This is a genomic window from Bacteroides sp. AN502(2024) (assembly GCF_041227145.1).
In the GTDB taxonomy this organism is placed as follows: Bacteria; Bacteroidota; Bacteroidia; order Bacteroidales; family Bacteroidaceae; genus Bacteroides.
Genome location: NZ_JBGFSP010000003.1, coordinates 1,566,852 through 1,591,873, shown reverse-complemented (window position 1 = coordinate 1,591,873; position 25,022 = coordinate 1,566,852). Strand labels below are relative to the sequence as shown.

General features: G+C 43.8%; 19 protein-coding genes and 3 pseudogenes. 13 read left to right on the top strand and 9 right to left on the bottom strand.

Going from position 1 to position 25,022, the window contains the following annotated elements; all coding sequences use genetic code 11:
* Positions 1–353: 353 nt before the first annotated feature.
* The 10 genes and pseudogenes from AB9N12_RS06190 to AB9N12_RS06145 all read left to right on the top strand — a co-directional run bounded on the left by AB9N12_RS06190 (position 354) and on the right by AB9N12_RS06145 (position 12,974).
* A complete protein-coding gene (locus AB9N12_RS06190; protein ID WP_369890623.1) occupies positions 354–1,505 on the top strand; it encodes an IS4 family transposase in 1,152 nt (383 codons plus the stop codon).
* 189 nt (positions 1,506–1,694) lie between these two features.
* On the top strand, positions 1,695–1,907 hold the full coding sequence (locus AB9N12_RS06185; protein ID WP_369890621.1) for a helix-turn-helix transcriptional regulator: 213 nt from the start codon (positions 1,695–1,697) through the stop codon (positions 1,905–1,907).
* 2 nt (positions 1,908–1,909) lie between these two features.
* Positions 1,910–3,489 (top strand): annotated as a pseudogene (locus tag AB9N12_RS06180) (N-6 DNA methylase).
* Positions 3,490–3,499: 10 nt separating this feature from the next.
* Positions 3,500–4,375, top strand: a complete 876-nt coding sequence (gene dinD, locus AB9N12_RS06175; protein WP_369890619.1) for a DNA damage-inducible protein D — start codon at positions 3,500–3,502, stop codon at positions 4,373–4,375.
* On the top strand, positions 4,362–5,486 hold the full coding sequence (locus tag AB9N12_RS06170) for a restriction endonuclease subunit S (protein WP_369890617.1): 1,125 nt from the start codon (positions 4,362–4,364) through the stop codon (positions 5,484–5,486). The genes dinD and AB9N12_RS06170 overlap by 14 nt, the downstream gene beginning before the upstream one ends.
* Before the next feature lie 3 nt (positions 5,487–5,489).
* Positions 5,490–8,891 carry a type I restriction endonuclease subunit R gene (locus AB9N12_RS06165; protein ID WP_369890613.1) on the top strand — a complete coding sequence of 1,134 codons (3,402 nt, stop codon included), beginning with the start codon at positions 5,490–5,492 and terminating at the stop codon, positions 8,889–8,891.
* Positions 8,892–8,913: 22 nt separating this feature from the next.
* The gene (locus AB9N12_RS06160) at positions 8,914–10,656 is read left to right on the top strand and encodes a P-loop NTPase fold protein (protein WP_369890611.1); all 1,743 of its coding nucleotides are present in this window, start codon (positions 8,914–8,916) and stop codon (positions 10,654–10,656) included.
* A 3-nt stretch (positions 10,657–10,659) separates the two neighbouring features.
* Complete coding sequence (locus AB9N12_RS06155; protein ID WP_369890609.1) at positions 10,660–11,472, top strand: helix-turn-helix domain-containing protein; 813 nt, start codon at positions 10,660–10,662, stop codon at positions 11,470–11,472.
* Positions 11,430–12,146: an ATP-binding protein gene (locus AB9N12_RS06150; RefSeq protein WP_369890607.1), complete on the top strand. Its 717-nt coding sequence runs from the start codon at positions 11,430–11,432 to the stop codon at positions 12,144–12,146. Before AB9N12_RS06155 ends, AB9N12_RS06150 begins: the two co-directional genes overlap by 43 nt.
* 75 nt (positions 12,147–12,221) lie before the next feature.
* Entirely contained in the window at positions 12,222–12,974 is a 753-nt protein-coding gene (locus AB9N12_RS06145) for a hypothetical protein (RefSeq protein WP_369890605.1), read from the top strand.
* Between the two features lie 271 nt (positions 12,975–13,245).
* On the opposite strand, the gene AB9N12_RS06140 is transcribed toward AB9N12_RS06145, so the two are convergent.
* The 6 genes from AB9N12_RS06140 to AB9N12_RS06115 form a co-directional block, all read right to left on the bottom strand.
* The gene (locus AB9N12_RS06140; protein ID WP_369890603.1) at positions 13,246–14,187 is read right to left on the bottom strand and encodes a relaxase/mobilization nuclease domain-containing protein; all 942 of its coding nucleotides are present in this window, start codon (positions 14,185–14,187) and stop codon (positions 13,246–13,248) included.
* Positions 14,184–14,546 carry a MobC family plasmid mobilization relaxosome protein gene (locus AB9N12_RS06135; protein WP_369890601.1) on the bottom strand — a complete coding sequence of 121 codons (363 nt, stop codon included), beginning with the start codon at positions 14,544–14,546 and terminating at the stop codon, positions 14,184–14,186. The genes AB9N12_RS06140 and AB9N12_RS06135 overlap by 4 nt, the downstream gene beginning before the upstream one ends.
* Before the next feature lie 167 nt (positions 14,547–14,713).
* The gene (locus tag AB9N12_RS06130) at positions 14,714–15,652 is read right to left on the bottom strand and encodes a toprim domain-containing protein (RefSeq protein ID WP_369890599.1); all 939 of its coding nucleotides are present in this window, start codon (positions 15,650–15,652) and stop codon (positions 14,714–14,716) included.
* A 249-nt stretch (positions 15,653–15,901) separates the two neighbouring features.
* Positions 15,902–17,143: a primase-helicase family protein gene (locus AB9N12_RS06125; protein ID WP_369890597.1), complete on the bottom strand. Its 1,242-nt coding sequence runs from the start codon at positions 17,141–17,143 to the stop codon at positions 15,902–15,904.
* Between the two features lie 312 nt (positions 17,144–17,455).
* On the bottom strand, positions 17,456–17,845 hold the full coding sequence (locus AB9N12_RS06120) for a hypothetical protein (RefSeq protein ID WP_369890595.1): 390 nt from the start codon (positions 17,843–17,845) through the stop codon (positions 17,456–17,458).
* On the bottom strand, positions 17,842–19,065 hold the full coding sequence (locus AB9N12_RS06115; protein ID WP_369890593.1) for a tyrosine-type recombinase/integrase: 1,224 nt from the start codon (positions 19,063–19,065) through the stop codon (positions 17,842–17,844). Before AB9N12_RS06115 ends, AB9N12_RS06120 begins: the two co-directional genes overlap by 4 nt.
* 302 nt (positions 19,066–19,367) lie before the next feature.
* Between AB9N12_RS06115 and recO the strand changes: the two genes are divergently transcribed.
* The 3 genes and pseudogenes from recO to AB9N12_RS06100 all read left to right on the top strand — a co-directional run bounded on the left by recO (position 19,368) and on the right by AB9N12_RS06100 (position 22,269).
* Positions 19,368–20,096 carry a DNA repair protein RecO gene (gene recO, locus AB9N12_RS06110; RefSeq protein ID WP_369890591.1) on the top strand — a complete coding sequence of 243 codons (729 nt, stop codon included), beginning with the start codon at positions 19,368–19,370 and terminating at the stop codon, positions 20,094–20,096.
* Positions 20,097–20,260: 164 nt separating this feature from the next.
* Positions 20,261–21,237 (top strand): annotated as a pseudogene (locus AB9N12_RS06105) (hypothetical protein).
* Between the two features lie 7 nt (positions 21,238–21,244).
* Positions 21,245–22,269, top strand: a pseudogene (locus AB9N12_RS06100) (acyloxyacyl hydrolase).
* A gap of 53 nt (positions 22,270–22,322) precedes the next feature.
* On the opposite strand, the gene AB9N12_RS06095 reads toward AB9N12_RS06100, so the two are convergent.
* The 3 genes from AB9N12_RS06095 to AB9N12_RS06085 form a co-directional block, all read right to left on the bottom strand.
* Positions 22,323–23,978 (bottom strand): IS1182 family transposase, encoded by a 1,656-nt coding sequence (locus AB9N12_RS06095; protein ID WP_369890590.1) that lies wholly within the window; start codon positions 23,976–23,978, stop codon positions 22,323–22,325.
* A 185-nt stretch (positions 23,979–24,163) separates the two neighbouring features.
* The gene (locus tag AB9N12_RS06090) at positions 24,164–24,418 is read right to left on the bottom strand and encodes a hypothetical protein (RefSeq protein ID WP_369890588.1); all 255 of its coding nucleotides are present in this window, start codon (positions 24,416–24,418) and stop codon (positions 24,164–24,166) included.
* A 77-nt stretch (positions 24,419–24,495) separates the two neighbouring features.
* On the bottom strand, positions 24,496–24,915 hold the full coding sequence (locus AB9N12_RS06085; RefSeq protein ID WP_369890587.1) for a hypothetical protein: 420 nt from the start codon (positions 24,913–24,915) through the stop codon (positions 24,496–24,498).
* Positions 24,916–25,022 lie beyond the last annotated feature (107 nt).

The window sequence follows — 25,022 nt, the reverse complement described above, 5'->3', positions numbered from 1 at the left end:
GAAATTTGGATAACGAATTGGCAACCGTGTCTATTTCTGCGCTTTGCTGCAAGTTGCTTAACACGACCTATCGTCTTGGTGCAAAAGTAGCAATAAAAATCCAAAACGCAATTATAAGGTCTATAGATTTTTCTCTTATCTCTCAATAGAGTGGTCAATAACAGTCGAACAAGGCAAACGCACAAAAGAGAAGCATACCATGTCTTTCGTAATACAGAAGAATGGACAAAACGGATAAATTTTGCCGTTTAAGCCAATATTGTCCTAAATAAATTGGGAGAACAAATAAAAAGGAAGTAGAACTAAGGTAAAATGACTACCTTAGTAGCGAGCTACCAACTCATCTACTTCCTATGGCAAATATAACACTTTTCGCACAGGTAATATCACATCTCCCGAAAGAAAATATCAGGAAAATCATAAAATCTTCGGGGTCAGACAAGCATTGTAAGGGCTACAATACATGGAGTCAGTTTGTTAGCATGATTTTCAGCCAATTCTCAGGATGTGATTCAGTCAGAGATATCTCAAACGGGCTGAAATCAGCCACCGGCAACCTCAATCATTTGGGAATCAATCGTGCACCATCCAAGTCAACGGTAGCATATCAGAACGCCAACCGAGACAGTTCGGTTTTTCGCGGCATATTCTACTCGTTGTTTCAGTATTTCGGACAGCAAGCCCTATGGCAACGAAGAAAGTTCCGTTTCAAGATGCCGATAAAACTGCTCGACTCCACATTGGTGTCATTGACTCTGTCAATATATGACTGGGCACATTACACTACCACCAAGGGGGCGGTCAAGATGCACACGCTATTGGACTATGACAGTCTTTTGCCGGAGTTCGTGAATATCACCGATGGCAAAACCACCGACAACAAAGCTGCTTTTGATATTGAGTTACATCCGTATAGTATTGTAGTAGCCGACCGAGGCTACTGTGACTACTCATTGCTGAATAATTGGGACAGCAGCAACGTGTTCTTTGTAGTGCGTCATAAAGACAATATCCGGTACAAATCCATAGAGGAGTTGCCTTTGCCTGAAAAACACGCTCAGAATGTACTTATTGACGAAATAATCGAGTTCGAACTCTCGGCGGCCAAATCCAAATATCCCAAACGTTTACGTCGCATCGCAGTATGGAACGATGAACACGGTTTTGAAATTGAGTTACTCACAAACAACTTCACATTGGCAGCATCAAGCATAGCGGCTCTGTACAAGGCTCGGTGGAACATAGAAATCTTCTTTCGCAACCTCAAGCAACTGCTACGCATCAAGGGCTTTATCGGCACATCCCGCAATGCCGTAGAGACCCAAATATGGACTGCTATGACTACAATGCTGATTCTGACATGGCTAAAGCACATCGCAAGATACAAATGGGCATTGGCTAACCTTGTGGTCACGCTCCGGCTGAACACATTTACCAAAATCGACCTCCAAAAATGGCTTGATCAACCATTTACACCACCTCCCGAAACCATCGAAAACGATTAGGGGGGATTGATTTTGAACTCTCGAGGCTATACTTAACAGTATAGTCAGTTAGCTCATGCTCAAAATTTATTTAGGACAATATTGCGTTTAAGCCACTTTTTTTGAGTATCAAAGGCGTATATCTCAAATTAAATTTGTACTTTTGCGTTCAATGTCAAAGTATTGTAATTCATCAACAAGCTAAGTGATATGGAATCGCGAAAAATCAACAGGATTAAGGTTGTATTAGTCGAGAACGGAAAAACCGGGAAGTGGTTGGCCGAACAAGTAGGGAAAAACGAGGCCACAGTTTCCCGATGGTGCTCCAACCGAATGCAGCCCTCCCTTGATATGCTTGTGAAGATTGCAGAACTTTTAAAAATTGATCCACGCCAACTGATAAATGGCGGTAACAATGACTGATTATGGCAAAGAAAGCTATTACGAAGAAAAATAAAGAGGAAGTCCTCGAAGATATATTGTTCAGTTGTCGCGACTCCCTGCGCGGTCGTGCCTCGCTTACAGACAAGCGTGATATGCTTCTTACGCTTGTGTTCCTCAAATTCATTTCAGAACGCTATCACGACCGATGCGATGAGATTCGCAAGGAGAATGAGGATGACCCGGAATTTGCCGAAATGCTTATCACTTCCAAACGGTCTGCTTTCGGTGAGAAAGGTGTGTTTATGCTTACTACACAAACCGATTGGGAGTCGCTTAAATTGATTGAGCCTAAGAGTATCGCAGTTGCTCTCGACGATGCTACAACAAAATTGATGGATTCTGAATCTCAGCTTAAAAACGCCCTGCCTTCTGCCCTGTTTGTAAACTCAGGTACGGAAGGCAACGTCATTAAGCAGGTGATGGACGAAATCGACAAGATATCACATAAAAAATTTAAGGAGCGCGACTTGATTGGTCATGTGTATGAATACTTCTTGCAAGCTTTTGCCATCAATGCAAATAAGGAGGACGGCGAATTTTATACCCCTCAATCCATTGTTGAATTGATAGCAACCCTTATTGAACCTTTCGACGGCACTCTTTATGATCCCTGTTGCGGCTCCGGCGGTATGTTTGTTCAGTGTGCCAAATTTGTGGAACAGCATGGAGGAAACACTCTTGGCATAAATGTCTATGGCCAGGAGTCCGACCCGACAACTTACCGCCTCGCAAAGATGAATTTGGCAGTCCGTGGTCTATCCTATAATCTTGGCGACCGCCACGCTTCTACTTTCACCAATGATCAGCATCGTGGTCGCACTTTCGACTACATCATGGCAAACCCACCGTTCAACCTCAAGAAGTGGTACGATTCGAGCCTTGAGAACGACTTGCGTTGGAAAGATTATGGCACTCCTCCCGAAAGCAATGCTAACTTGCTTGGATTCTGCACATGCTTTCCAAACTGAAACCGGGTAAAGGCCGTGCCGGTTTTCTCCTTGCCAATGGTGCTCTCGATGATGAAGACACGGTCAAAATTCGTGAGAACCTTATACGTAATGACAAGATTGAAGCCGTTATCGTCCTGCCCCGCGAAATGTTCTACGCCACTGACATATCTGTTACTCTTTGGATTCTGAACGAGAATAAAGGAGGCGGCATAGAGAATGGCCGCAAACTGCGTGACCGCAAGGGAGAAGTCCTTTTCGTGGACTTGCGCTCTTGGAACAATAATATCTACGAAAAGAGATTCGTCAAGCTGTCACCTGAACAGATAGCGGCAGCGCATAAGATTTATACCGACTGGCAGACAACGGCTGAGCCGTGCAACTACGAACAGCCGGAGTTATATCGTTCTGTTTCCTCAACAACCATCGAAGAAAACGGCTGGAGCCTCGTACCAAGTCGCTACATTGAGTTTGTTGACCGGGATAACGAACTTGACTTCAATGCAGTGCTTGCTGATGCCGGGGCAAAAGTAAAAGACCTTCTCGCCCGTCAGGAGGAGAACCGCCAATCTTTAATCAACGCATTCAATGCCATAGGCTATAGCGTCAAATAATTCTGATACCATGGACTTAATCAAAGTAACCCAACATACATCAACGTTCAATGGCATTACCCAAATCATCAAAGACGACGAGGGTAACGACATGGAAGTATGGTTTGCACGCGACCTTCAGCCACTTCTCGGCTATGCCAGATGGGAGAATTTCCAAGTAGCCATCAATCGGGCTATCGAATCATGCAAATCGCAGAATATCAACATTGATGACCATTTTCGTGAGGTCACGAAAATGGTCACTCTTGGCAGTGGAGCGAAGCGAAACATACAAGACTTCATGCTTACTCGTTTTGCCTGTTATCTGATAGCTCAAAACGGAGACCCGAAGAAAGAGGAAGTCGCATTCGCGCAAGGCTATTTCGCCGTGCAAACTCGCAGGGCAGAATTGATTGCCGAGCATATCAACCATATAGCACGAATTGAGGCTCGAGACAGACTTCGTGCTTCCGAGAAGCAACTCTCGCAGAATATCTACGAGCGTGGCGTTGATGACAAAGGTTTCGGGCGCATACGCTCAAAAGGTGATACGGTGCTTTTCGGCGGATTTACCACCGAAATGATGAAAAGGCGTTTAGGCGTTAAGTCCGGTGCCCTTGCCGACTATCTACCGACTCTGACAATTGCAGCCAAGAACCTCGCTACCGAAATGACCAACTACAATGTTGAGCAAAAGGATTTACACGGTGAGGCTTCTATTACCGAGGAACATTGCGGCAACAATCGCAGTGTTCGTTCCATGCTCGGACAGCGCGGTATTCGTCCGGAAGAGCTTCCACCCGCCGAAGACATCAAGAAAATTGAGCGCAGAGTCGCGTCTAATGAGAAGAAAATTGAACGCAACTCTGCAAAACTTCCTAAACATCCGACTAATGACGCAGAGTAAGGAAATACGATGGGTTAGGCTTGGCGATTTCATTCAGCAATTGGATGACAGGAATCGTACCAATACTTTGACAGAGAAGAATGTCAGAGGGATTAGCGTGGATAAAGTATTCACACCAACGAAAGCGAATCTTGAGGGCATATCATTGACATCCTATAAAATTGTTAAGCCTAAGGAATTTGCGTATGTTCCCGATACTTCTCGTCGTGGAGATAAGATTGCATTAGCATTCAATGACTCAAAGGAATCTTATCTTATTTCATCAATTTACACAACTTTCCACATATTTAGGAACAATATTACTCCAGAATATTTATTCCTTTGGTTTACAAGGCAAGATTTTAATCGGTTTGCTCGCTTCCATTCGTGGGGAAGTGCACGAGAGACACTTTCTTGGAATACATTTTGCGACATTAAAATCCCTGTACCCTATAAGAATGGAGAGCCGGATATCGAGCGTCAGCAGGAAATAGTGGATATTTGGCAGGGGCTTCGCCGTCTTAAAGAGGAGAACGAAGCAATCGCGCAACCACTCCTCGACATCTGCCAAGCCAAAATGGATGAATTGAAGCACTCGATGCCCAAAAAGAAAATGGGCGAATTTATACGACAACGCAGAGAAAAATATGATGGCGATGCTGTTTTGCCTATTCGTGGCGTTTCTCGTGAAGGATTCATTAACCCTAAACAAAAAGACGCAGACCTTTCAAAATATAACGTGTTTTATAAAAACGATTTCGTATTTAATCCTGCTCGTATGGAAGTTAACTCTATCGCTCTTAACACTGATATAGATAAAGGTATATGTTCTTCTTTATATGAAATCTTTGAAATTATAAATGATTATATCTATCCTGAACTTCTCAATATCTTCATAAAACGAGATGAATTTGCTCGTCATTGTGAATTTTTAGGTTGGGGGTCTGCTCGTGAATATTGCAGAGTCGCTGACATTTCTCAAATTGAAGTACCTGTCCCACCCATACATATTCAACAAGCTCTTATCGATCTGTACCATTGTGCCCGACGAGCCAAGGAAATAGCCGAGGAAGCGACACAACAACTTAAATCAATCTGTCCTGCCCTGATGCAGCACATCATACATTCATAGCCTATGCCACGAAACGGAAAATATTACGAGAGCGAATACGAAAGAGCGGTAGTGGAACTGCTCCAAGCTGAAGGGTGGCAGTACACTCACGGCGAACAGGTTCACAACCGCCGTGTCGATGAAGCCCTTATCGAAGACGATTTACGGGACTTCATCAAATTTCGCTATGCCGACCAAGGGCTTACCGATGATGAGATTCATACCGTCGTTGCCCGCCTACGCAACATCGGCGGTGTTACCGACTACGAGGCCACTTTCAACGCGGTTGAACTTTATCGTGACGGCTTCGACTTTTCATATCCGGACGGGCGCAAAAGCGCTTTCCATTTCGACTATATCGACTTCGAATGTTGGGATAACAATATCTTTCGTGTAGTCAATCAGTTTGAGATGCACCAAGGGCAAGAGACCCGAATACCCGATGTGATGCTTTTCATCAATGGTATTCCTGTTGCCATTCTCGAATTGAAAAATCCTATTGACGCCAACGCTACCATCCGCGATGCCCACTCGCAAATCACCGTGCGTTATCGCCGGGACATTATGAATCTGCTGAAATACTGCTCGCTTGCGATTATTTCAGACGGCTCTAATTCGCGCATCGGCAACGTGTTTGCCGACTACGAATTTTTCTACGCTTGGAAGAAAGTTAATAACGAAGATAAGCCCGCAAAAGGAGTGGACGAGTTGCGCTCCTTGATTAAGGGCGCACTTGCTCCCAAGCGTATTGTAAGCATTATCCGCGATTTTGTTTATTTCCCCGATAAGGAATATGCCATGCAGAAGGAAAACGAGGGGAAAGAAATAGAGGTGGTGTGCCGTTATCCGCAATTCTTCGCGACACGCAGGCTTCGTGACAACATTATGCTTCATCTCCGCTCGCATGGCGGTGACGGCAAGGGCGGCACCTACTTTGGCGCTACCGGTTGTGGCAAGACCTACACCATGCTTTTCCTCGCCCGCCAGCTTGCTCTCCGCTGCAAGGACAAAGTCGGTAGTCCTACGGTTCTCATCATCGTTGACCGCGAAGACCTCGAAACCCAGACGGGGAAACTGTTTGCAAACTCCGTGAAATTCCTTAGCAATGGCGCGGTCAGGACTTTCGACAGCCGCGAGGATTTGGGAAAGGAACTTTCCATGCGTGAACAGGGCGGCGTTTATATTACCACTATTCAGAAATTCTCGTCGGAAACCGGACTTTTGAGCAATCGCAGCAACATCATCTGCATATCCGACGAGGCACACCGTACTCAAAACAATACAGGTTCAAAGCTCCGCATCATAGACCGTAAGAAAGACGACAAAGAAGCTGTCTGCCCGACTGACGACAGCAAACTTGGCGCATTTATCACATACGGCTTTGCAAAGTATCTGCGTGATGCACTCCCAAATGCCACATACGTGGGATTTACCGGAACTCCCATTGACGAAACCATTCATGTTTTCGGTGGTATTGTGGACAGCTATTCCATGCGTCAGGCTCGGGAAGATGATATTACCGTTGATATCAGTTATGAACCTCGGCTTGTTCATGTGAATCTTGACAAGGAGCAAAGCAATCTTATAGAGCAATACTATAAAACCTGTGAGGAAGAAGGTGCGAAGACCGATGACATAGACACAAGTAAACGTGCAATGTTGAGCCTTAACGTCATTCTTGGCAACCCCGACCGTCTTGAACGTATGGCGCGTGATATCATCGCGTATTACGACAAGCGCACAGAAGACCAGCCGGAATTGCTTCAAAAGGCAATGATTGTATGCAATGAGCGCACGATTGCCTATGACCTATACAATGCTATAATAATGTTGCGACCGGAATGGGGCAAGTCAGTCAAGGCACTTGATGAGTCGTGGTATTCGGAAGATGAACTCCACTCAATGGAGGCCGTGCCATTTGTGAATGTTGTTGCCACCCGCGACAAGAACGATAACAAGGCTATGTACAAGCTTCTTGGGGACAAACAGCATCGCAAAGACCTCGACCGGTTGTTCAAAGACGAACGAAGTAACTTCCGAATCGCGATAGTTGTTGATATGTGGATTACGGGCTTCGATGTGCCAAGCCTTAATATGCTTTTCAACGACAAGCCTTTGCAAAAGCATACTCTTATTCAGACTATCAGCCGGGTAAACCGCAAGTTCTCGAATGTCGTGCTTGATGAAGACGGCAACCGCATTAGTGGTGATACGAAGAAAAACGGCATCATCATTGACTATCTCGGCATCCACTCCAATCTTCAACAAGCTATGAAAAAGTATGGTGGAGACGAGCCGGGAGAAGTAGGCAATGTAAACCTTGCACTTGATGCGTTCCGTAACGAGCTTAAAATCCTGCGTCAGATTACGCATGGCTTCGACTTCTCCGATTTCTTCGGCGACAATGCTCTCGCCAGACTCCAATGCTTGCAAAGTGCGGTGGAATTTCTTCTTATGGAAGAAACCAAAGGCGTGGAATATGAAGGTAACGTAAAAGCAACGACGGCATTTAAGTCACACGTCAAGCGGCTTAAAGCGGCTTACAACATTTGTAATCCCGCCGGTGTGTTGTCCGATGAAGAAGTGACATGGGCGCAGTTACTGATGGGTGTATATTCATACCTCATCAAGATTACCGACAGCCATCACGATGTGGAGAGTATGAACCGCCATGTGGAACAAATGGTAAAAGAGGCTATCTCGTGCAGTAGCGTTGAAACCATCTTCGACATGAAAGGCGAGATTGATATTTATGGCGATGATTTCCTTAAGGAGCTTGAAGACGTGAAGATGCCATGCACGAAATTTGAACTTCTTGTCAAGCTCCTTCGCAAAGCTATCAAGGAGTATAAGAAAACAAACAAGAGCCGTGCCGAGCACTTCTACAAGCTCCTTCAAGCCACTATTGAGGAATACCATAACCGTGACCGACTCACATACGTCAATCAAGTGACCGGTCAGGCCGTAAATTCTACGGTTGGTATGGTTGAAGACCGCATCAGGACTCTTACCGATAAACTAAAATCATTGTTCGGCGAACTCCAGACCGACAAGATGGAGTTTAAGAAACTCGGCATCTCTTTCCAAGAAAAAGCTTTCTACGACATTCTAATTGAGGTGAGGGATAATGCCGAACCTCCTTTTGAATATCCCAATGAAAAGTGTCTTGAACTCGCTAAAAAGATAAAGGAGCTTGTTGATGACTCATCACTTTACGCTGACTGGCTCAACAACTCGAAAGTTCGCGACCGTCTTGCCAACCAATTGACAAAACTTTTCTGGAAAAACGGTTATCCGCCAGAATGGGATGGCCTCGTCTTTGACAAAGTGCTTGAACAGGTAGAGAATTTCAAAGAGAACTCGTATAGTGTTCCACGCGGATATGATGATCCGTATGATGCACCATTAATAGCGGCAGAGCCGTAAGTTAAGTAATATATAGTTAGCCATGACAATAAAAGAATTAAAAGCAAATCTGTTGGTTTCGCTTTACAATAGATATAAGGAAAACAGAACTGGTGCAATCCAGCTAACCGAATTATGTAAAGAACGTGGAATTATATACGATTCATTATCACAACTATCTTCTGCCGCTCAGAGCTTAAAAGATTCTGGTTATATCAATGTTACCTTTTTTGAAGGTGGTGATGGTATCGTTATGATGCTTACAGCTGATGGTATTGAGTATGTAGAAGAGAATCTACTGAGCCAAGAAGATTTAGTGATAGATGGTTTACAGGATACATCAAAACTTGTTCAAAATGGGTCACTTAAAATTGATGATACTAATGAAAAACCAACAGAAGATAACACTACTGTGGGCATAGATTTCATCAATGTCTTTAAACCACAAGAAAATGTAAAAATCATTAAAGACTTAGATGTAGAACCTTGTTTTTCAATTGGAGATATAGCGGACTGCTTTATTATGCAGCTTGATAAAATTGTTGAAAGTAAGTCTGAGAATATCCCCATGATTGGAGTCTTTGCCCCATGGGGGCGAGGGAAAAGCTATTTCCTAAACTTTGTATTTCAACAATTAGAGAAGCGCAATCTTAAATGGCCTGGCAGACTTAAAGTTTGGAGAGAGTCTGATACTAAACGATATAAAGTCATCAAGTTTAACGCATGGAAATATCAGGATACACCTGCGATATGGGCATATTTATATGAAACCATATATCAACATACCTCTTGGTGGCAAAAAGGCTGGCTTTATATAACAAAATATGTTATTTCATATAAGATTTTTGTATTGTTATTACTAATTTCGTTATCTTGTGGCTTTGGAATGATATTTAATACGAAGCCACAAATAATAGCTGACATGAGTAATTTCGTAACAATAGGTGGCATAGGCTCTATTGTTTCGGTTATAATCTCCTTTATCTTGACACTTAGAGACAATCCTATTTCTGCCTTAAAGATTATTCAGAAATACACTAAAAGAAAATCATACAATGAATGTTTGGGGATTCAGAACGCAATAGAGTCCGACCTTGAGGTTTTGTTGAGGATACTTAAATGGAGGAAAGACAAAGTTTTATTATGCGTAGATGATATTGATAGAAGCTCTACAGAGAAAATGGTTAGCATAGTAGATTCTTTGCGTACAGTGCTTGAAAATGAGAAAATCAGAGAGCGCTTGATAGTTATTTGCAGCATTGATATTGATAAGCTCATGGATGGATATAAGGCTGTATATAGAGATAATGGCACAGATTTAAATACCGATAATATTAGAGAGCAAATAGACAAAGTATTTATTTTTGGAATGGGTTTAGCCAAACTTGGTACGTCTCAACTTAAAGAGTATCTTCAAAAAATGATATCCTTCAATGATTCAGATAAAATTGAAGTGATTAGTGAAACTCTGTTTAATATAGATATACAGGAGGGAGCCTTATATGTAGCTAAATCCCAAGAGTCCCCTATTACTCTATCTGATGTGGAACTGTATGCAATTATTAGTAAATTTATAGAAAGGAATATAACACATAATATAACCCCTCGGAAGTTGAGAATTATGTACTATCAACTTCTTTTCGCTAATAATCTCGCTTCAAAACGTGGGGTTGTCTTGACTGAAAAGTTAATTAACGATTTACTTCTTAAATCTTTGACAGGAAATGGAGATGATAAGCCTAATCAAGCATTAGGAGATATTATTGAGATGGCAGTGCCATATTAAATAATGAATACAACTATGACGATTGACGATATAAAGAAACTCATTGCTTCCGACGAGTCGCGGACTCTGGAGCTGAAGAAGACTACCGGTGAGTTGAAAGACGGTATGCACTCGGCGTGTGCGTTTCTCAACACTGAGGGCGGTTGGCTGATATTTGGAGTTGCTCCAAAATCTTTGAAGGTTATCGGACAGGAAGTGACTGACAAGACACAGCAGGAGATAGCACAGGCTTTGGCGGGATTGGAGCCGGCTGTTGATGTTCATGTCGAGTATGTTGATGTCCCGGAGTATCCTGGTAATAAGGTCATTGCAATGCACTTTGACGGCTGGGTATGGGGTGAGCGTCCGCATACCTTTCATGGGTGTCCTTATTATAAAGTCGAGAGCACTACGAAAGTCATGCCGCAGGATATGTATGACGAGCGTATTCGTGCGCATCAGCCTCAGATTTATTCATGGGAAAGTCAAATGGCAGATAGTATCACTCTTGCGGATTTGAATGAAAAACATATCCGAGGCTGCATACGTCTTGGTGTAGAGGGTGGACGTATTCCGGCAAGTGCCATGAGTGATTCAATTGAGGATACTTTGGCTAAATGGAAGCTTTTGAAAAACGATGTGCCGACCAATGGTGCCGCGATGTTGTTTTCCGATAATATAGATGAATTCCCTCAGTTCAGGTTGAGGATGGCTCGTTTTGTGGGAACTGATAAAATGAGTTTATCGACAATCAGCGTGTTGAGGGAGGCTTTTTCGACCTCCTCGATGCAGGAATGGCGTTCTTCTTCAAACATCTTAATCTCGGAGGCAAGATAACTAATCATAGCTTACAGCGAGAGGAACATCTTGAAGTACCATACAAGGCTTTGAGGGAAGCTCTTATAAACTCGCTTTGCCACCGTCAATGGGAGAAGTATAACCTGACTAACAGCATTGCAATCTACGATGACCGCATAGAAATTGCGAATCCGGGAATATTCCCTCCACAGATTACACCCGAGTCCATCAAAGAGCCACATGAGTCATATCCATACAATCTGAAGATTGCCGAAGCCCTCTACAAATCCACCTATCTGGAAAATTGGGGATCGGGAGCCAAGCGCATCATGGATGCCTGTCGAGAACAAGGCGTGGAAGAACCCATATGGCGATGGGACGGCGGCTTCGTGATTGTCACGTTCAAACGCCCAACAGATGAAATGTCTAACGACGACCCAAGCAGGACCCAAGTACGACTTAAGTACGACCCAAGTACGACCCAAGTACGTAAGCTCATAGAAATTATGCCTGATGGCTATGCAGATATGAAAGAAATAATGGAGTTATGCGGATTGAAGAGCCTTAAACGTTTCCGAGAGAATTATATTCTTCCGGCATTAGCTGATGGAACTTTAGAACGGCTATATCCCGACCAGCCCAACCATCCCAAGCAAAAATATGGATTGACGGAGGTCGCAAAAGATTGGGAAACTAATAAATCACAAAAATAATTATCTGATAGAACGGACTAAAATACATGTGAAAATGTATTTGATATCATTTATAGTTATTACATATAAAAACTTATGAGTATATATTTCGGAGTAAAAGCTGTTATCTTAGGTGATTTTGTGCTTCAATGTCCCATTTGTAGTTACTCAGATGGTTATCAAGTATCTATTTTCATAGAAGATGGAACATACAAAATATCATTAATTAAACTATTGCCAAATGGAAGCCCTTTGCAAATTCGATATAAGAATGATTCATCCTATCCCATTGCTCCAGATGAGTCTGTTTATCGAGATTATATTAAACAACTCCAGCAGATTGAAGCTTTAGGTGGTTTTCACTATGGAATAACTAAGATTTTGTATAGAGAAACAGTTGAATTGACATGGTATACAGGAAAAGATATTTTTCAAGATTTAAACATCGTTTATTCCATGAAGAAACAATATAAATCGCCTAAAAAGAAACTGTTATCTCAATCTAACCTGTCAAGCATTTTACTTCTCGAAAGACTAATTCCAGACGCTTTAATTCCATATAATTATTTTAGAGAAGCCAATGAGTATCTTCATAATGAACAATATCGTCAGGCATATCTGCATTTTTATATGCTGTTAGAGTTCTGTTTCTCAAATGGGAGAACACGGCAAAAGGACCAAATAGAAGAATTTGAGAAAAGCATTAGACTGAGATTTGCTTTGTTGGATACTCTAAATACGTTCAATAAACAATATAATGAAGCATATAATTGGATTCAATCTAAGATTATAGATGAGTATAGGGCGTTTTCATTAACAAGTATTCTTAAACTTCTTTTTGCTTATTGAGGCAAACTTGCACATGGAATAAAACGGTCAGCTGAATACGTCTTCGATGACAGAACATTGCATCATATTACGGTATTCATCGGGCAAGTTTGCTTTCTAATTTGTGGAAATATGCAAGTTTACTGTATGTCCTCTAAAGAGTTTACAGAGAAACGATTAAACGAGCGTATCTTAAAACTAAAGGACGAATTAGGTTTACAATAGCACCGTCAGTGCACAATAATCAAGTACACCCCCTATTCGAACACCATCTGTAGTATATCACAAATAATTATAACCTCATTCCCCGTTTGCGTTTCTTCTTCCTGCGAAGCATCTCGGCCATCTCCTGATTGGCTTCCGCATCAGCGGCGTTGTAGAACGCAGCGTTGCCGTTCAGCAATCCCAATGAACCGCTGAACAGTTCGCCCTTGGCTGTGTCTGACGGTACGTTTTGCGCATCTGCACCATAGCCGTTTGGCATCAACCTCATGCGCTCCTCGTTCCTGTTGCGCTGCATGGCAGCGTCAATCTTGGAATAGCTGAAACGCCTGTCCACTTTGGAGCCGTTGAAGTGGTAGCCGTTCTTGGTGAAAACCACACCCTGCACCTCGTTGGTCTGTCCCTTGTGTCTGAAATGCACATCCACGTCCTGCCGCTTCAGATTGGAGACAAGCACGTTCCAGTTGCCGCACCTGCCGACTTCTGTTTTGAGAATGTCGTACAGCTCATATTTCGTCTTGTCCGGCTCTTTCAGGCGGTTGCGCTTGACGTTTTCTTTTCCGTTTGACATATACAAGCCGTATTTCAAAGTAAGTTCCTTGCATACACGGGTACTGCGCAAACGTTCGTTCCGGTCTGAAATGGTATTGCCGTCATTGTCGATACGGTTGAAAGCGATATGCACATGCGGATGTTCCTTGTCGAAATGCCGGTCGATGAGATACTGCGTGTTCCGGATACCCATCCGCTCCATATATTCAAGTGCGATGCCTGCCATTGCACGGTCTGTAAGGCGTGGCTCATCCTCTTTGGAGAAACTCAGGGCGATATGCCCGACAGGTTTTGCCACCTTGCTGTTCATCTGTGACTGGACATTGAAACTCATGGCAATGGTGTCCTTGTTCTCCATGAACAAGCCATCGCATGCCACTGTCTTTGTACCCTTGTTCTTGTCAAGGATGTAGTCCACCACACCCTTGAAGTCGCTCCCCTTTACAATCTTCGCCATCATATACCAATCTTGCTGATAAGTTCATGAATCCTTGCCACCGCCACCTTGCAATCCCAATGAGTATCGTAAAACCCTCCGGCATTTGCCTTGCGTGCAAGCTGATTGAGGTTGTTCGCCATGCCGCAGAGCTTGCGCACATGCTCGGAGTGTTCTTTCGACAGCCGTTCCTTCACATGACCGTTTTGGAAACATTCCCTCATGTATCCGCTCGGCGACACACCTGCCTCATGCGCCCGTGTCAGCAGACGGAAGTAGTCTGCCGCCGTCATCTTCACGGCGACACGGTATGTCATTTTATCGGTAGTCCCTTTCTTCGGGCGACCGCCCTTGTTACGCTTTTTATCTTCCTTATGTTCCATTTTCAAGTGTTGTTATTGCAGTTAATGTATAGACCAACGGGATGCCGCTCCCTGCGATTCGGGGAGTGGGTAGCAAGTGGTTTCGGGTGTCCCGAAACACAAACTTGCTACCCCACGATTCCCGGAGGATGAATTTCGAGCATCTCCCGTTTTTTCCGGTCGTGATGTCATAATCCCAACCCTTTTTTCTTGGGTTTAACGATGGTTCGCGGCGGTGGATTGACGACTAAATTCTGCCGCTTTCCGCACAGGTAATCGTTCAGGTCTTTATACCCGTGATAGTTGTGGGAGAAGTCCCGGATGCTTCCGGCAAACTCAATTTCCAAATTATGATACGCTTTTCTTCCTGCCTCGTCATTGTCGAGCAGGCAGTGGATGCGCTCATATCCGTGCAGCACATCTATGGCTTTGGAAACATTGGCAATCGAATTGAGGATGACGTAATCCTGCCTGTCAAGGTTGGGCATGGTCGGGCAGTTCCTTATCCTCAACGTGAGGAAGGAGAGATAGTCCGTCATGCCCTCGAATACCATACATTTTTCCCTCGGTTCTCCCGGATGCCGGATGTGGCTGATGTCCTTCGGTGCGATACAGCCCTTGAAAAATTGGTTGCGCACCTCATAACCTCCTGCGACATTCGGGAAGCCGATGGCGAAATAGGGTTTGCCATTATGGACGAAGCGCAGTTCTTTACATTCCTGTTTTGCCAATGCGGTGTCTATTCCACGCTCTTGCAAGTAGCGGAGCAATGCCGGATGCGTGAGTTCTCGTACCTCCAACTGTTGGAAACATGGCTCGGATGCCTGTTGGCGAAAAGAGAAAGACACGGGACGGACGTGTGGAGCCTGTTCCGCTATCCTGTTGAGCAGGTAAGGCACATAGTCAGAGGAATAGAGTTCCTGTGCCAGTGCGATGATGTTGCCGCCCTTGCCGATACCGAAGTCGTACCACCTGTTGAGTTCGGTGTTTACCTTAAACGAGGCTTCGGCTTCCTCTCTCAGCGGTGATTTGTACCAAAGGCTGTTGCCCTGTTGCGTTACGGGTGTGTAACCCAGACTTTGCAGATAGTCTGCAATCCTGATTTGTTTTGCTTCTTGTGTAGTCATATTATTACGGTTTTAATGTTGATGAAAATCTGTTGATTTGATGAATGGATAGTTTAATATCCTTATATACAGTGCTATACTCCCTCAACGATTTCTCAACAAACCACTCGCCAAAAGAGAAATCAACAGTCGGTCGATGCTTTACGCTCAACTTCTCTTTTGGTGTGTTGAAATTTTGTTGAGAGCATATATCGTTTATTATCAGTATAGTTATACTCATATTCATCAATTCAACAAAATTTGATGGAATTACAGGGATTCAAGCTGTTCCCTTGTGATGGTATAATAGCGTCCAACCCTCCTTATCGGCTCATACCGACATTCCCGGTTGTAGTTCAGTTGGTAGGTGGTATATGTCAGCCCGTTCTGTGCAGGTGCAAGTTTCCAGCACTCCTGCAACACCTTTCTCACTTGGTACTTTTCCGCCTTGACCTGCGTGTTTACCAATAGCACAAGGATGTCATTCGGGCAAAAGGAGAAAGTGTCCGTGCCTACACTCTCCATGATGTCAAGTATAAGCTCGTGCATCTCTATCTCCAATCGATTGCGGTTGCTGCGGATTATCTTCTGCAAGGCTTCGGTATGCAGCAGCGAGGGTGCAAACCACATCCGGCTCTCCTTTTCGGTGGAGAGGCTTCTGTGTTGTAGGAAATGAAGAAAGGTGGGTATCTCCTCTTTCAGCTTTTGCAGGAAATCGGTATCATCGGATTGCAAGCGGTCTATCTTCCGTACCCAATAGCGTGTTTCCCCAGCATCTATGATGACAGGCAGATACTCGTTGTTGGAGCACAGTACGAATTTGGCGAAGAAAGCTATCTCGTCACGGTCTTTGCCTTTTGCTTCCACTTTGTAGGAAAGTGTGGTGCTGAGGTTCTTCAACCGCTCGCTGTCCTCCCTGCGGTTGAGCAGCACCTCGTCCACAAGGATAAGCAGCTTCCCTGCCCAGTCGGAATTGAACTGGCTTCTAAAATCCTCGTTGGTGTTGAATGTTACGTTGTTCTGAAATAGGGCTTTCAGAAAGTTCAGGAACGTGCTTTTGCCCGTGTTGCGTTCCTCCGACACCAACAGCAGGATAGGCAGCTTCTGTACGGGTTGCAGATAGAGCAGTTGAAGATAGTCCATCCCCAACTCGTATTGTTCCCCGAAGATATGCCGTACCAATGACCGAATACAGGGAAACTCGCCCTGTATAGGTCGGTGGTCTATCGGCTCGTAGAGGTTAAGGAACTTGCCGATTACGGGCTGATACCTGACGTGTTCGGGTACGGTGCAGAAGCCGTCATACTTTGGGACGCTGCCGATGTAGTCCTTGCTATAGTCTTGGCGCAGGGTCTCGTTGTTCCATGCGATGCGCTTCCTTACATACCCTCCGTTTAATCTCGGTTGTTCCACAATCTTGTAGAGTGTGGTGCCGACACGGATAAACTCCTCTCTTGCCACGCCGCCATCTGATGGCGGTCGGTGGCTGTCTTTTGATTCTTTGGCTGTCATTTCATTCGATTTTAGTTTGGTAAAATGTCAGCCACAAAAGTATAATCATTTATCGGATAGGTTGATACGCAAAACGCAGCAGAATGGGGAATAAAATGCTTTGGAACAGGAAATTCAATGCTTCGGGTCGCAAAAACGGATGTGGGAACAAAAACAGACCCGAAGAAGCACCACTCTAATGGTTGTTCCTTCGGGGTTTGGTATTCATCTGTATAAATGACGATGCACTTATACGATTATCCGTATAAATACATTGTTGGCAAAGGGAATACGCATAGGTTTCATTACTTCATGTCGTCACATTGAGATGTCTCATGCTTGATACTTAGGACTTTTCATATTGTTTATACCCAGCGAAAAGAAGATGCTTGTTTTCTCTTTTCGCAAGTACAGCCTTTCAAGAATGGCATTGCGCACCTGCTCCGCACCGAATGAATTGATACGGAAAGCAAGTGCCGCTATCATCGGGAAGCCGAACACTTCGGCATAATATCCGTTCTCCAGCCTCACATATTTCTGTACCTCGTATTCTTTCAGGACACCGCTTTTATACACGGCTCTGACTGCGGCACGGAGCGTCGGGACGATTACCCCGAATAGCTCCACAAGTTCCGGTTCACTCATCCAAATGTCGGTGACAATCTCCGGCATGGTGATATTGCCGGATTCACCCATTGCAAGGATACCTCTTTTCATACTCATGCCATTGTTATGCCGTTAAACGCCTTGCTCAGTTTGTTCCCGAACATCGTCAGGTCATTGTCGAGTTTCTGCGTGGTTATCTTCGCGTAGATTTGGGTCGTGACAATGTTCGTGTGCCCTAAAATCCTGCTCACACTTTCGATTGGCATACCCTTACATAAAGCCAGCGTTGCGAATCCATGTCTTGCGCAATGAAAGCTAATGTCCTTGTTGATTCCGCACTCTTTTATCATCTTTTTCAACGGTTTACAGATAGACCAGTAGTTCAATCCGGGAAACACGAGGTTGTCTTTCTGCATCGGTCGGTAGCGTTCGATTATCTGCAACGGGATATCCAGCAGTTTTACTTGGAACGGCACTTTCGTCTTGTGACGTTTTGACAATATCCATTTCTCGCCGTTCACCTCGACGATATTATCGTTTGTCAGCTCCTGCACGTCCACGAACGACAACGCCGTAAGGCTGGCAAAGATGAATATATCTCGGATATATGCGAGTTTGCTGTCCTCGAACTCATGTGTCATCAACACTTTCAATTCATCTTCCGTAAGGAACTCACGTTCCTTCACATTCGGGCTGATGTGGAACTGCGCAAACGGATTCCTCGGTATCAGCCCATTGAAGTGGGCACGCATCACCACGCCTTTGAGCCACATACACTTTTCCCATATTGTCCCATTGTGCAACCCGGCTTCCGTTGAAAGGTATGCGGCGAACTCCTTGATGAAGTCAGGGGTAAGTTCCAGCATCGACATATCGTTCCGTTTGTAAAACGATTTGATAAATGCCGCCACATAGTTTCTTGCAACCACACGGGAACGGTAGGTTGCCATCACACGGTCTTTCCCAACACGTTTTTTGAACACCTCGTTTTCCCTGTCAAAAGCCTTGAGCAGAGTCTCGTATTCCATGCCGATACCCTGATAGGCATTGCGCACCATTTCCGCTGTCACGAATGCCTCTCGGTCGGAAATGCGCTGGTAATGCTTGATGATTTGCGCCTTGATGTTGTCAAGCGCAAGGTTGATATCCCGTGCCTCGCGGCTCTTCCCTTTCGCCTTGTTGCCTTTCACGTCCCAAAGCGTCTTGGGAATGCTCTGTTTGCAACTGAACTGCGCCACAGTCCCGTTGATTGTAACCCGTCCCATGATGGGGACAATGCCGTTTTTCTCCTTGCTGCCGTTCACGTAGAACAGCACTTTGAATGTGCTTCTTGCCATACTCGTTTTTTTTGATTGCAAAGTTAAATATCAACGAGTTAGACCATGTAAGCCAACCGAAGCCACAAGCTGCCAGTTTCGGTGCCATGTGTTAAAAATCACTTTCCAGCGGGTAACGATTTGAAAACCGTTCTGCTTCATAATTCCGCTTTCCTTTGCGTTACCCGATTTTTGCCGCTGTCACCCTTTGGCTTCGCAAATGCCTTTCCACTAAGCCATTCAGTGCCATTTCTTCCGTTTTATTCGTTTATTCCAGAGATTTTTTGTAATTTTGTGCCGGATTGATCATGAGGTAGTCTGTCATGTTGCAAAAAACGAAAGGAATTGTTCTTCATACGTTGAAATACAATGATATGTCTATTATTGTAGATATGTACACGGAGTTGTCCGGTAGGGCTTCTTTCCTTGTGGCACTGCCTCGTTCGCGAAAGGCGGCGGTGAAGTCCGTCTTGTTCCAACCACTGTCTTTTATTGAATTTGAAGCGGATTACAGGCCGAACACTACACTCTATCGGGTGAAGGAGGCGAAATCTTTTTATCCTTTTTCGTCCATTCCTTATGACCCGTACAAGTCTGCGATGGCACTTTTCCTGGCTGAATTTCTTTATCGGGCTGTCCGTGAAGAAGCGGAGAACCGTCCGTTATTTGCCTATCTGCAACATTCCATCATTTGGTTGGACGAGTGTAGAGGCAGTTTTACTAATTTTCATTTGGTTTTTCTGATGCGTCTTTCCCGTTTCTTGGGACTTTATCCGAATCTGGAAGATTATCATACCGGCGATTACTTTGATTTATTGAATGCTTGTTTCACTTCCATCCGCCCCCAGCTACATTCTTCTTATATCAATCCCGAAGAGGCTGCCCGTCTCCGTCAACTGATGCGCATGAACTATGAGACAATGCATCTTTTGGGTATGAGTCGTGCGGAGCGTACCAGGTGTTTGACGATTATGAATGATTATTATCGCTTACATCTGCCGGACTTTCCTACATTGAAATCATTGGAGGTGTTGAAAGAGCTGTTTGATTAATTAGTAACTTCTCTCCATCTGCTTGCTATATATTGTTTTAGCTCCGTTTTAGCGTCCGCCACTGTATATGGTAATTAATCAGGTAATAATAACACTTCTTAATGCGGGTTTGTATGCTGTTCCTGAAAATATATGTTACTTTTGTCCGTAACGAATAAAAGAGCATGAACAAGAGAGAAAACAATATGAAAAAGATTCCTATACCTGACAATCTGTCTTCTCATCCTGGGGGAGTTTTATGGTTGTAACGGAGACGTGTTTGTCGACGACTTCCGTCCTTCCGATTCCGAACTGATGTTGGACGGGAACGGGGATGTTGCCACTATTCAATTTGCAGCTGCCAATTGGGATTGGTTAACAATGTATACAGCTTCCGGTTTTCCCTTTCAATATAAAGTATATGATGCGGACAATCGCCTGGCAACAAATGATCAAGGTCCATTGCTGAACGGATTAGGCAAGATTGTGTGTGTCGGGGAGATGATTGATTTTCACTATCGAACGTGTTCATCCCGAAGAAGTGAAGATAACGGTGGGCGAGAATGCCCTGTCCGCTTCTTTTCAATTTCAGCTCACGGCAAGCAACGAGTATGAGTGGCAGGAGATACACATCGAGATCTCTCCGGCAGACAGATATGTGATGGATAGTATTATTTATTCTTTGGATGCATATTCTTACGATCCGGAAAACAAGATAGAGAAAAAAGAAGGCGTCTCCTTTCATAACTTAACAGGTGTTTCGTCTACATATACGTTTTTTCCTTTCGAGTCTTTTTATCATTTTATAAAATTCAAAAGCGATGTGCCCGAAGCTTTTCAGCTACTGGGCGAAGCCAGTCTGACAGGGGAAATACCAAGTATGAAAGACGGATATTTAGTGATGAACGGCAAACGGGTGCCATTCATTTCTGAGCAACAAATGTTGCTTTCCTCCAATATGGAACAGAAAGAAGACATAATTCTTCCCCGAACTTCTCGATACTACACCTTATTGATGATGTATGACTGGCTGGAAACCAGATATACCCTCTATGTTTCTCACTCCAAATCCAAGAAACAACGAATCGTAACCGGCACGTTACAAAGCAGAATGCCTGTAAAATATAACATAATACACAAGGATATCCCTTTCAATAACTAGCATATCAATGATTAGAAATAGGAACACCATACGGTTGCTGTGCCTCCTTTGCCTCCTGGTACATTCGGCAATCAACGTAAATCTGGAAGCCCAGACAATCATCGGACAACGGAACGACAGCGTCAGCCATCCCTTGATCCCCCATCAGCTCGGCTTTGACATCCGTCCGGGCTATATCGTCTCCACCCATAGTTTTCTGCAAGGAGACAATGCGCAACAAAAGAAAAGTCACGTATCGCGCAACTGTTGCCCCATCTATCGTTCGATTACGAATGGAACTTCGGAGCTTCTTTGGGCTGGAAGAAATATGATGAACTATCCAATCCGCAAAACGTGTTGATTGGCTCCAAGATCAATGCATACATCAATCTCAGCTTTTTGCTGAACTGGCAAGTTCACAGGTATTGGAAACTGGCGGCAGGCGTAGATCTCACCCATTCTCCAATGGAAATACGCATTATCCTAATGGCGGTCTTAATGTTATTGGAGGAGGAATCGGTATTGTACGTGTTTTGGGTGCGGATGAGGTGCCCGGTTCCATCACTCCCGGACGGCTCTTTATAAAGCCTCACGTCAGCTATGACTTGGTGATTTGCGGAGCCACCCGCAAAAGAGGACTGATTGGAGGCGATGTGTCGAGTCTGATTTCCGGTTCATTCGGCGTGGCGGGCATCAATTTCGCTCCGATGTATAATTTCAATAAATATTTTCGGACAGGGCTTTCTGCAGATGCGCAATATGATGAGAGTGCCAATCTTAAGGAGTATAGAGTGGGCGAGTTTTACTCGGGTGATTTGAAGTTTCATCGTCCTCCTTTCCGTAAGTAATTTGCCATGGGGTTATCTCTTCGGGCAGGCAGAACTGGTGATGTCTGTTTTCTCTATCAATGTTGGCATCGGTCGGAACTTGATATACAGTGGGGATGATACAAAAGGGTTCTACCAGATTCTGGTTCTCAAAACTTATGTCACCCGGCATTTGTTTTTGCATGTGGGATATCAGTTGAGCAAGTTTAAAGAAGGTGTGTCGTAATGAACGATACGCCTTCTTTTTTTCATCACCTATAAAGAATCAGTAAACCTTCTTCAAGCTGCGCTCTTTTGAAGATTTGTTTGATAAATGTGTTCCCCCCATCTGAAAAGAGCGGGTACAAGTTTATAAAACAGTTTAATCATCCAGTCTATACCTTCTTTTCTCATTTTTGCACACATCTTTTTTATATTGAAGGCAATGGCCAAGAATGCGAAGTCCATAAAGACCTTCTCCTTTCCAAAATGGCGGAAACGTTTGTAGTTCATATTATATTTTATTTGCCCGAACACAGCTTCCGGTTCTATACATCTTTGCCCTCTGTGTTTCAGTCCTTCTTCGGAACATAGTAATTCTTTGGCTTTCTGCCTGTATTTCCTGAGTCTGTGATTCAGTTCTATTGTCCTGTTTCCCTTTGTCTTAAAACATAGACATCTCAACGGACACCCTTCACATCTGACGGCTCTGTAGCTGGCATTTTCGCTTACATATCCGGATGCAGTTTTCACATGCCCGGTTCCTGTCCTCCGCATCTTTTGTCCCATGGGGCAGATGCAATAGTCATGTTCTTCATTGTAATAGAAGTTTTCGGCCTTGAACGGATTCGGTTTGAATCCGGGTCGCTGTTCCATGTGGAAGTAGTTGTATTTGACGTAGGCTTCCATATCGTTTTCAGACATGAAACGGTAATTTTCCTCAGAACCATATCCGGAGTCGGCAACCACCATATGGGCCAATCTGTCGTATCTGCCTGAAAAGGATTGCAGGAAAGGTATCATGGTCAGTGTATCCGTAGGATTGGAGAAAAGAGCGAAGTCGGTAATGAATTGGTTCTCGGTACCGATCTGAAGGTTGTAGCCGGGTTTTGTCTGCCCGTTACGCATGGCGTCCTCCTTCATCCTCATAAAAGTGGCATCCTTGTCTGTCTTGGAATAGGAGTTGCGAGCTTGCAGATTTTCCAGATGATCGTCGTATTCCTGCAGTTTATCTCTGTGTTCTTCCAGCTCCTTGAGCTGTTTGCGTTTCTTTTTCAGTGCAGTCTTTTCCTCTTTCGTGCAAGGATCGGGAGCCTGTGCAAGTGCATTACGTAATTCTCCCGCCATTTCGGTCAGCATAGTCAGAGTAAACTCTATCCCCTCATTGGTCTCTGATGATTTCTCCTGAGCGATGAACTCGTCTATCTGACCTAATAGTACATGTATTTTCTTCATCAGGCGTTCACGGTTCCGTTCGACCGTTTTTCTCCAGACGAAAGTGTACTTGTTTGCCTTGGATTCGATTTTTGTACCGTCAATGTATTCCACATTCAGGCTGATGAAACCTTTGGAAGAAAGCAGAAGTACGGTTTGGGTAAACACCTCGTTGATTTCCTTCTTCACCCGGTTGCGGAATCGGTTGATGGTAATGAAATCCGGTTTCTCGTATCCGGCCAGCCATATATAATGGATATCACGATGGAGTAGCTTTTCTATTTTCCGGCAGGAGTAGATGTTGTTCATGTAGGCATACAGAATAACCTTGAGCATCATTCGGGGATGGTAAGCACTACGGCCGCATTCCTTGTATAACTTTCTGAAACCTTCAAGATTCAGGCTTTCAACCAGAACGTCAACCATGCGAACCGGATCGTTTTCTGAAATATCCTCATCGATTCTCTCAGGAAAAAGCACTGTTTGGTTGGGAATGTAAGGACGAAAATGTATCTTTGTCATAGTATGAAATATTATGCTTAAAGATACAAAATCTTTAGGTAATAACAAAGCCCCTGCTTGTGAAAGTCGGGGCTTTGGGCAAAAAAAGAAGGTGCACATTTTGACACACCTTCTTGGATATAGATTCCATGACAAACGATGAAAGGGCAATCTTCGTTTGTTAATAACCTCCTTTTTCAATTTAATTAAAATGTAAGTCCTCCTAATTGGATTACCCCATTGTCCTTCCAAACATGATTCACTTTTACTTCTGTGATACCAGCGTCAGGATATCGTTGCTGATATTCTGCTGTTTTATCACTCTGTAGAATATATCCGTGTGATATTTTTGTAGCAAATTTAAAACCGAATTTCTCTATTTTATCGTCATACATTAGGGTTAAAGAGGTAATATTCCATTCGTATGTGCCTTCTCTGAATATTCCCGAATCAGTTTTCATTGTGAACTTTTTGGTTTTCTGATTGAATGTATAAGTAGCACCGATGGATGGCTTATCTTCTTCTCATAACTCTATTTCTATTTCTGGGGGGGGATTCTTAGATCCACTGCTTTTATTATTACTCCCAGATAATCGGGGTTGCATTTTAACGGAATCCCCCAATTGACAATTTCTGGACTTTTGAAGTATTTGACATATACGGAGATTTCACATGCTATCTTATTATTGTCAGTATCGATAAGTCGTATCATGGTGCTTCCACTTTTGTAGGTAGTGATGCATACGCTCGTTTCGTCAAGAATAGCAGTCGCAATTTCTTGATCTTCTAATTCTAACTTATAGTTGTGCTCTGTTAAATCTGTTTCTATAATGACATGCCATGTGTCTCCTTCCCATATAGAAATTGATTTCTTTTCAGGTTCGTACGACTGCTCTTCAGAACAACTGTATGAAGATACCAGTAATAATACGAATAGTAAAAATCTACCAATTTTCATATTTTTAAATATTTTCTGTAAATATGTGGCAATATGAAAGATCATGCAAGTAAAAAATGTTTTGGACGTAGACCTACAGATTGTGATAATCTGATGGTTATGTCTGA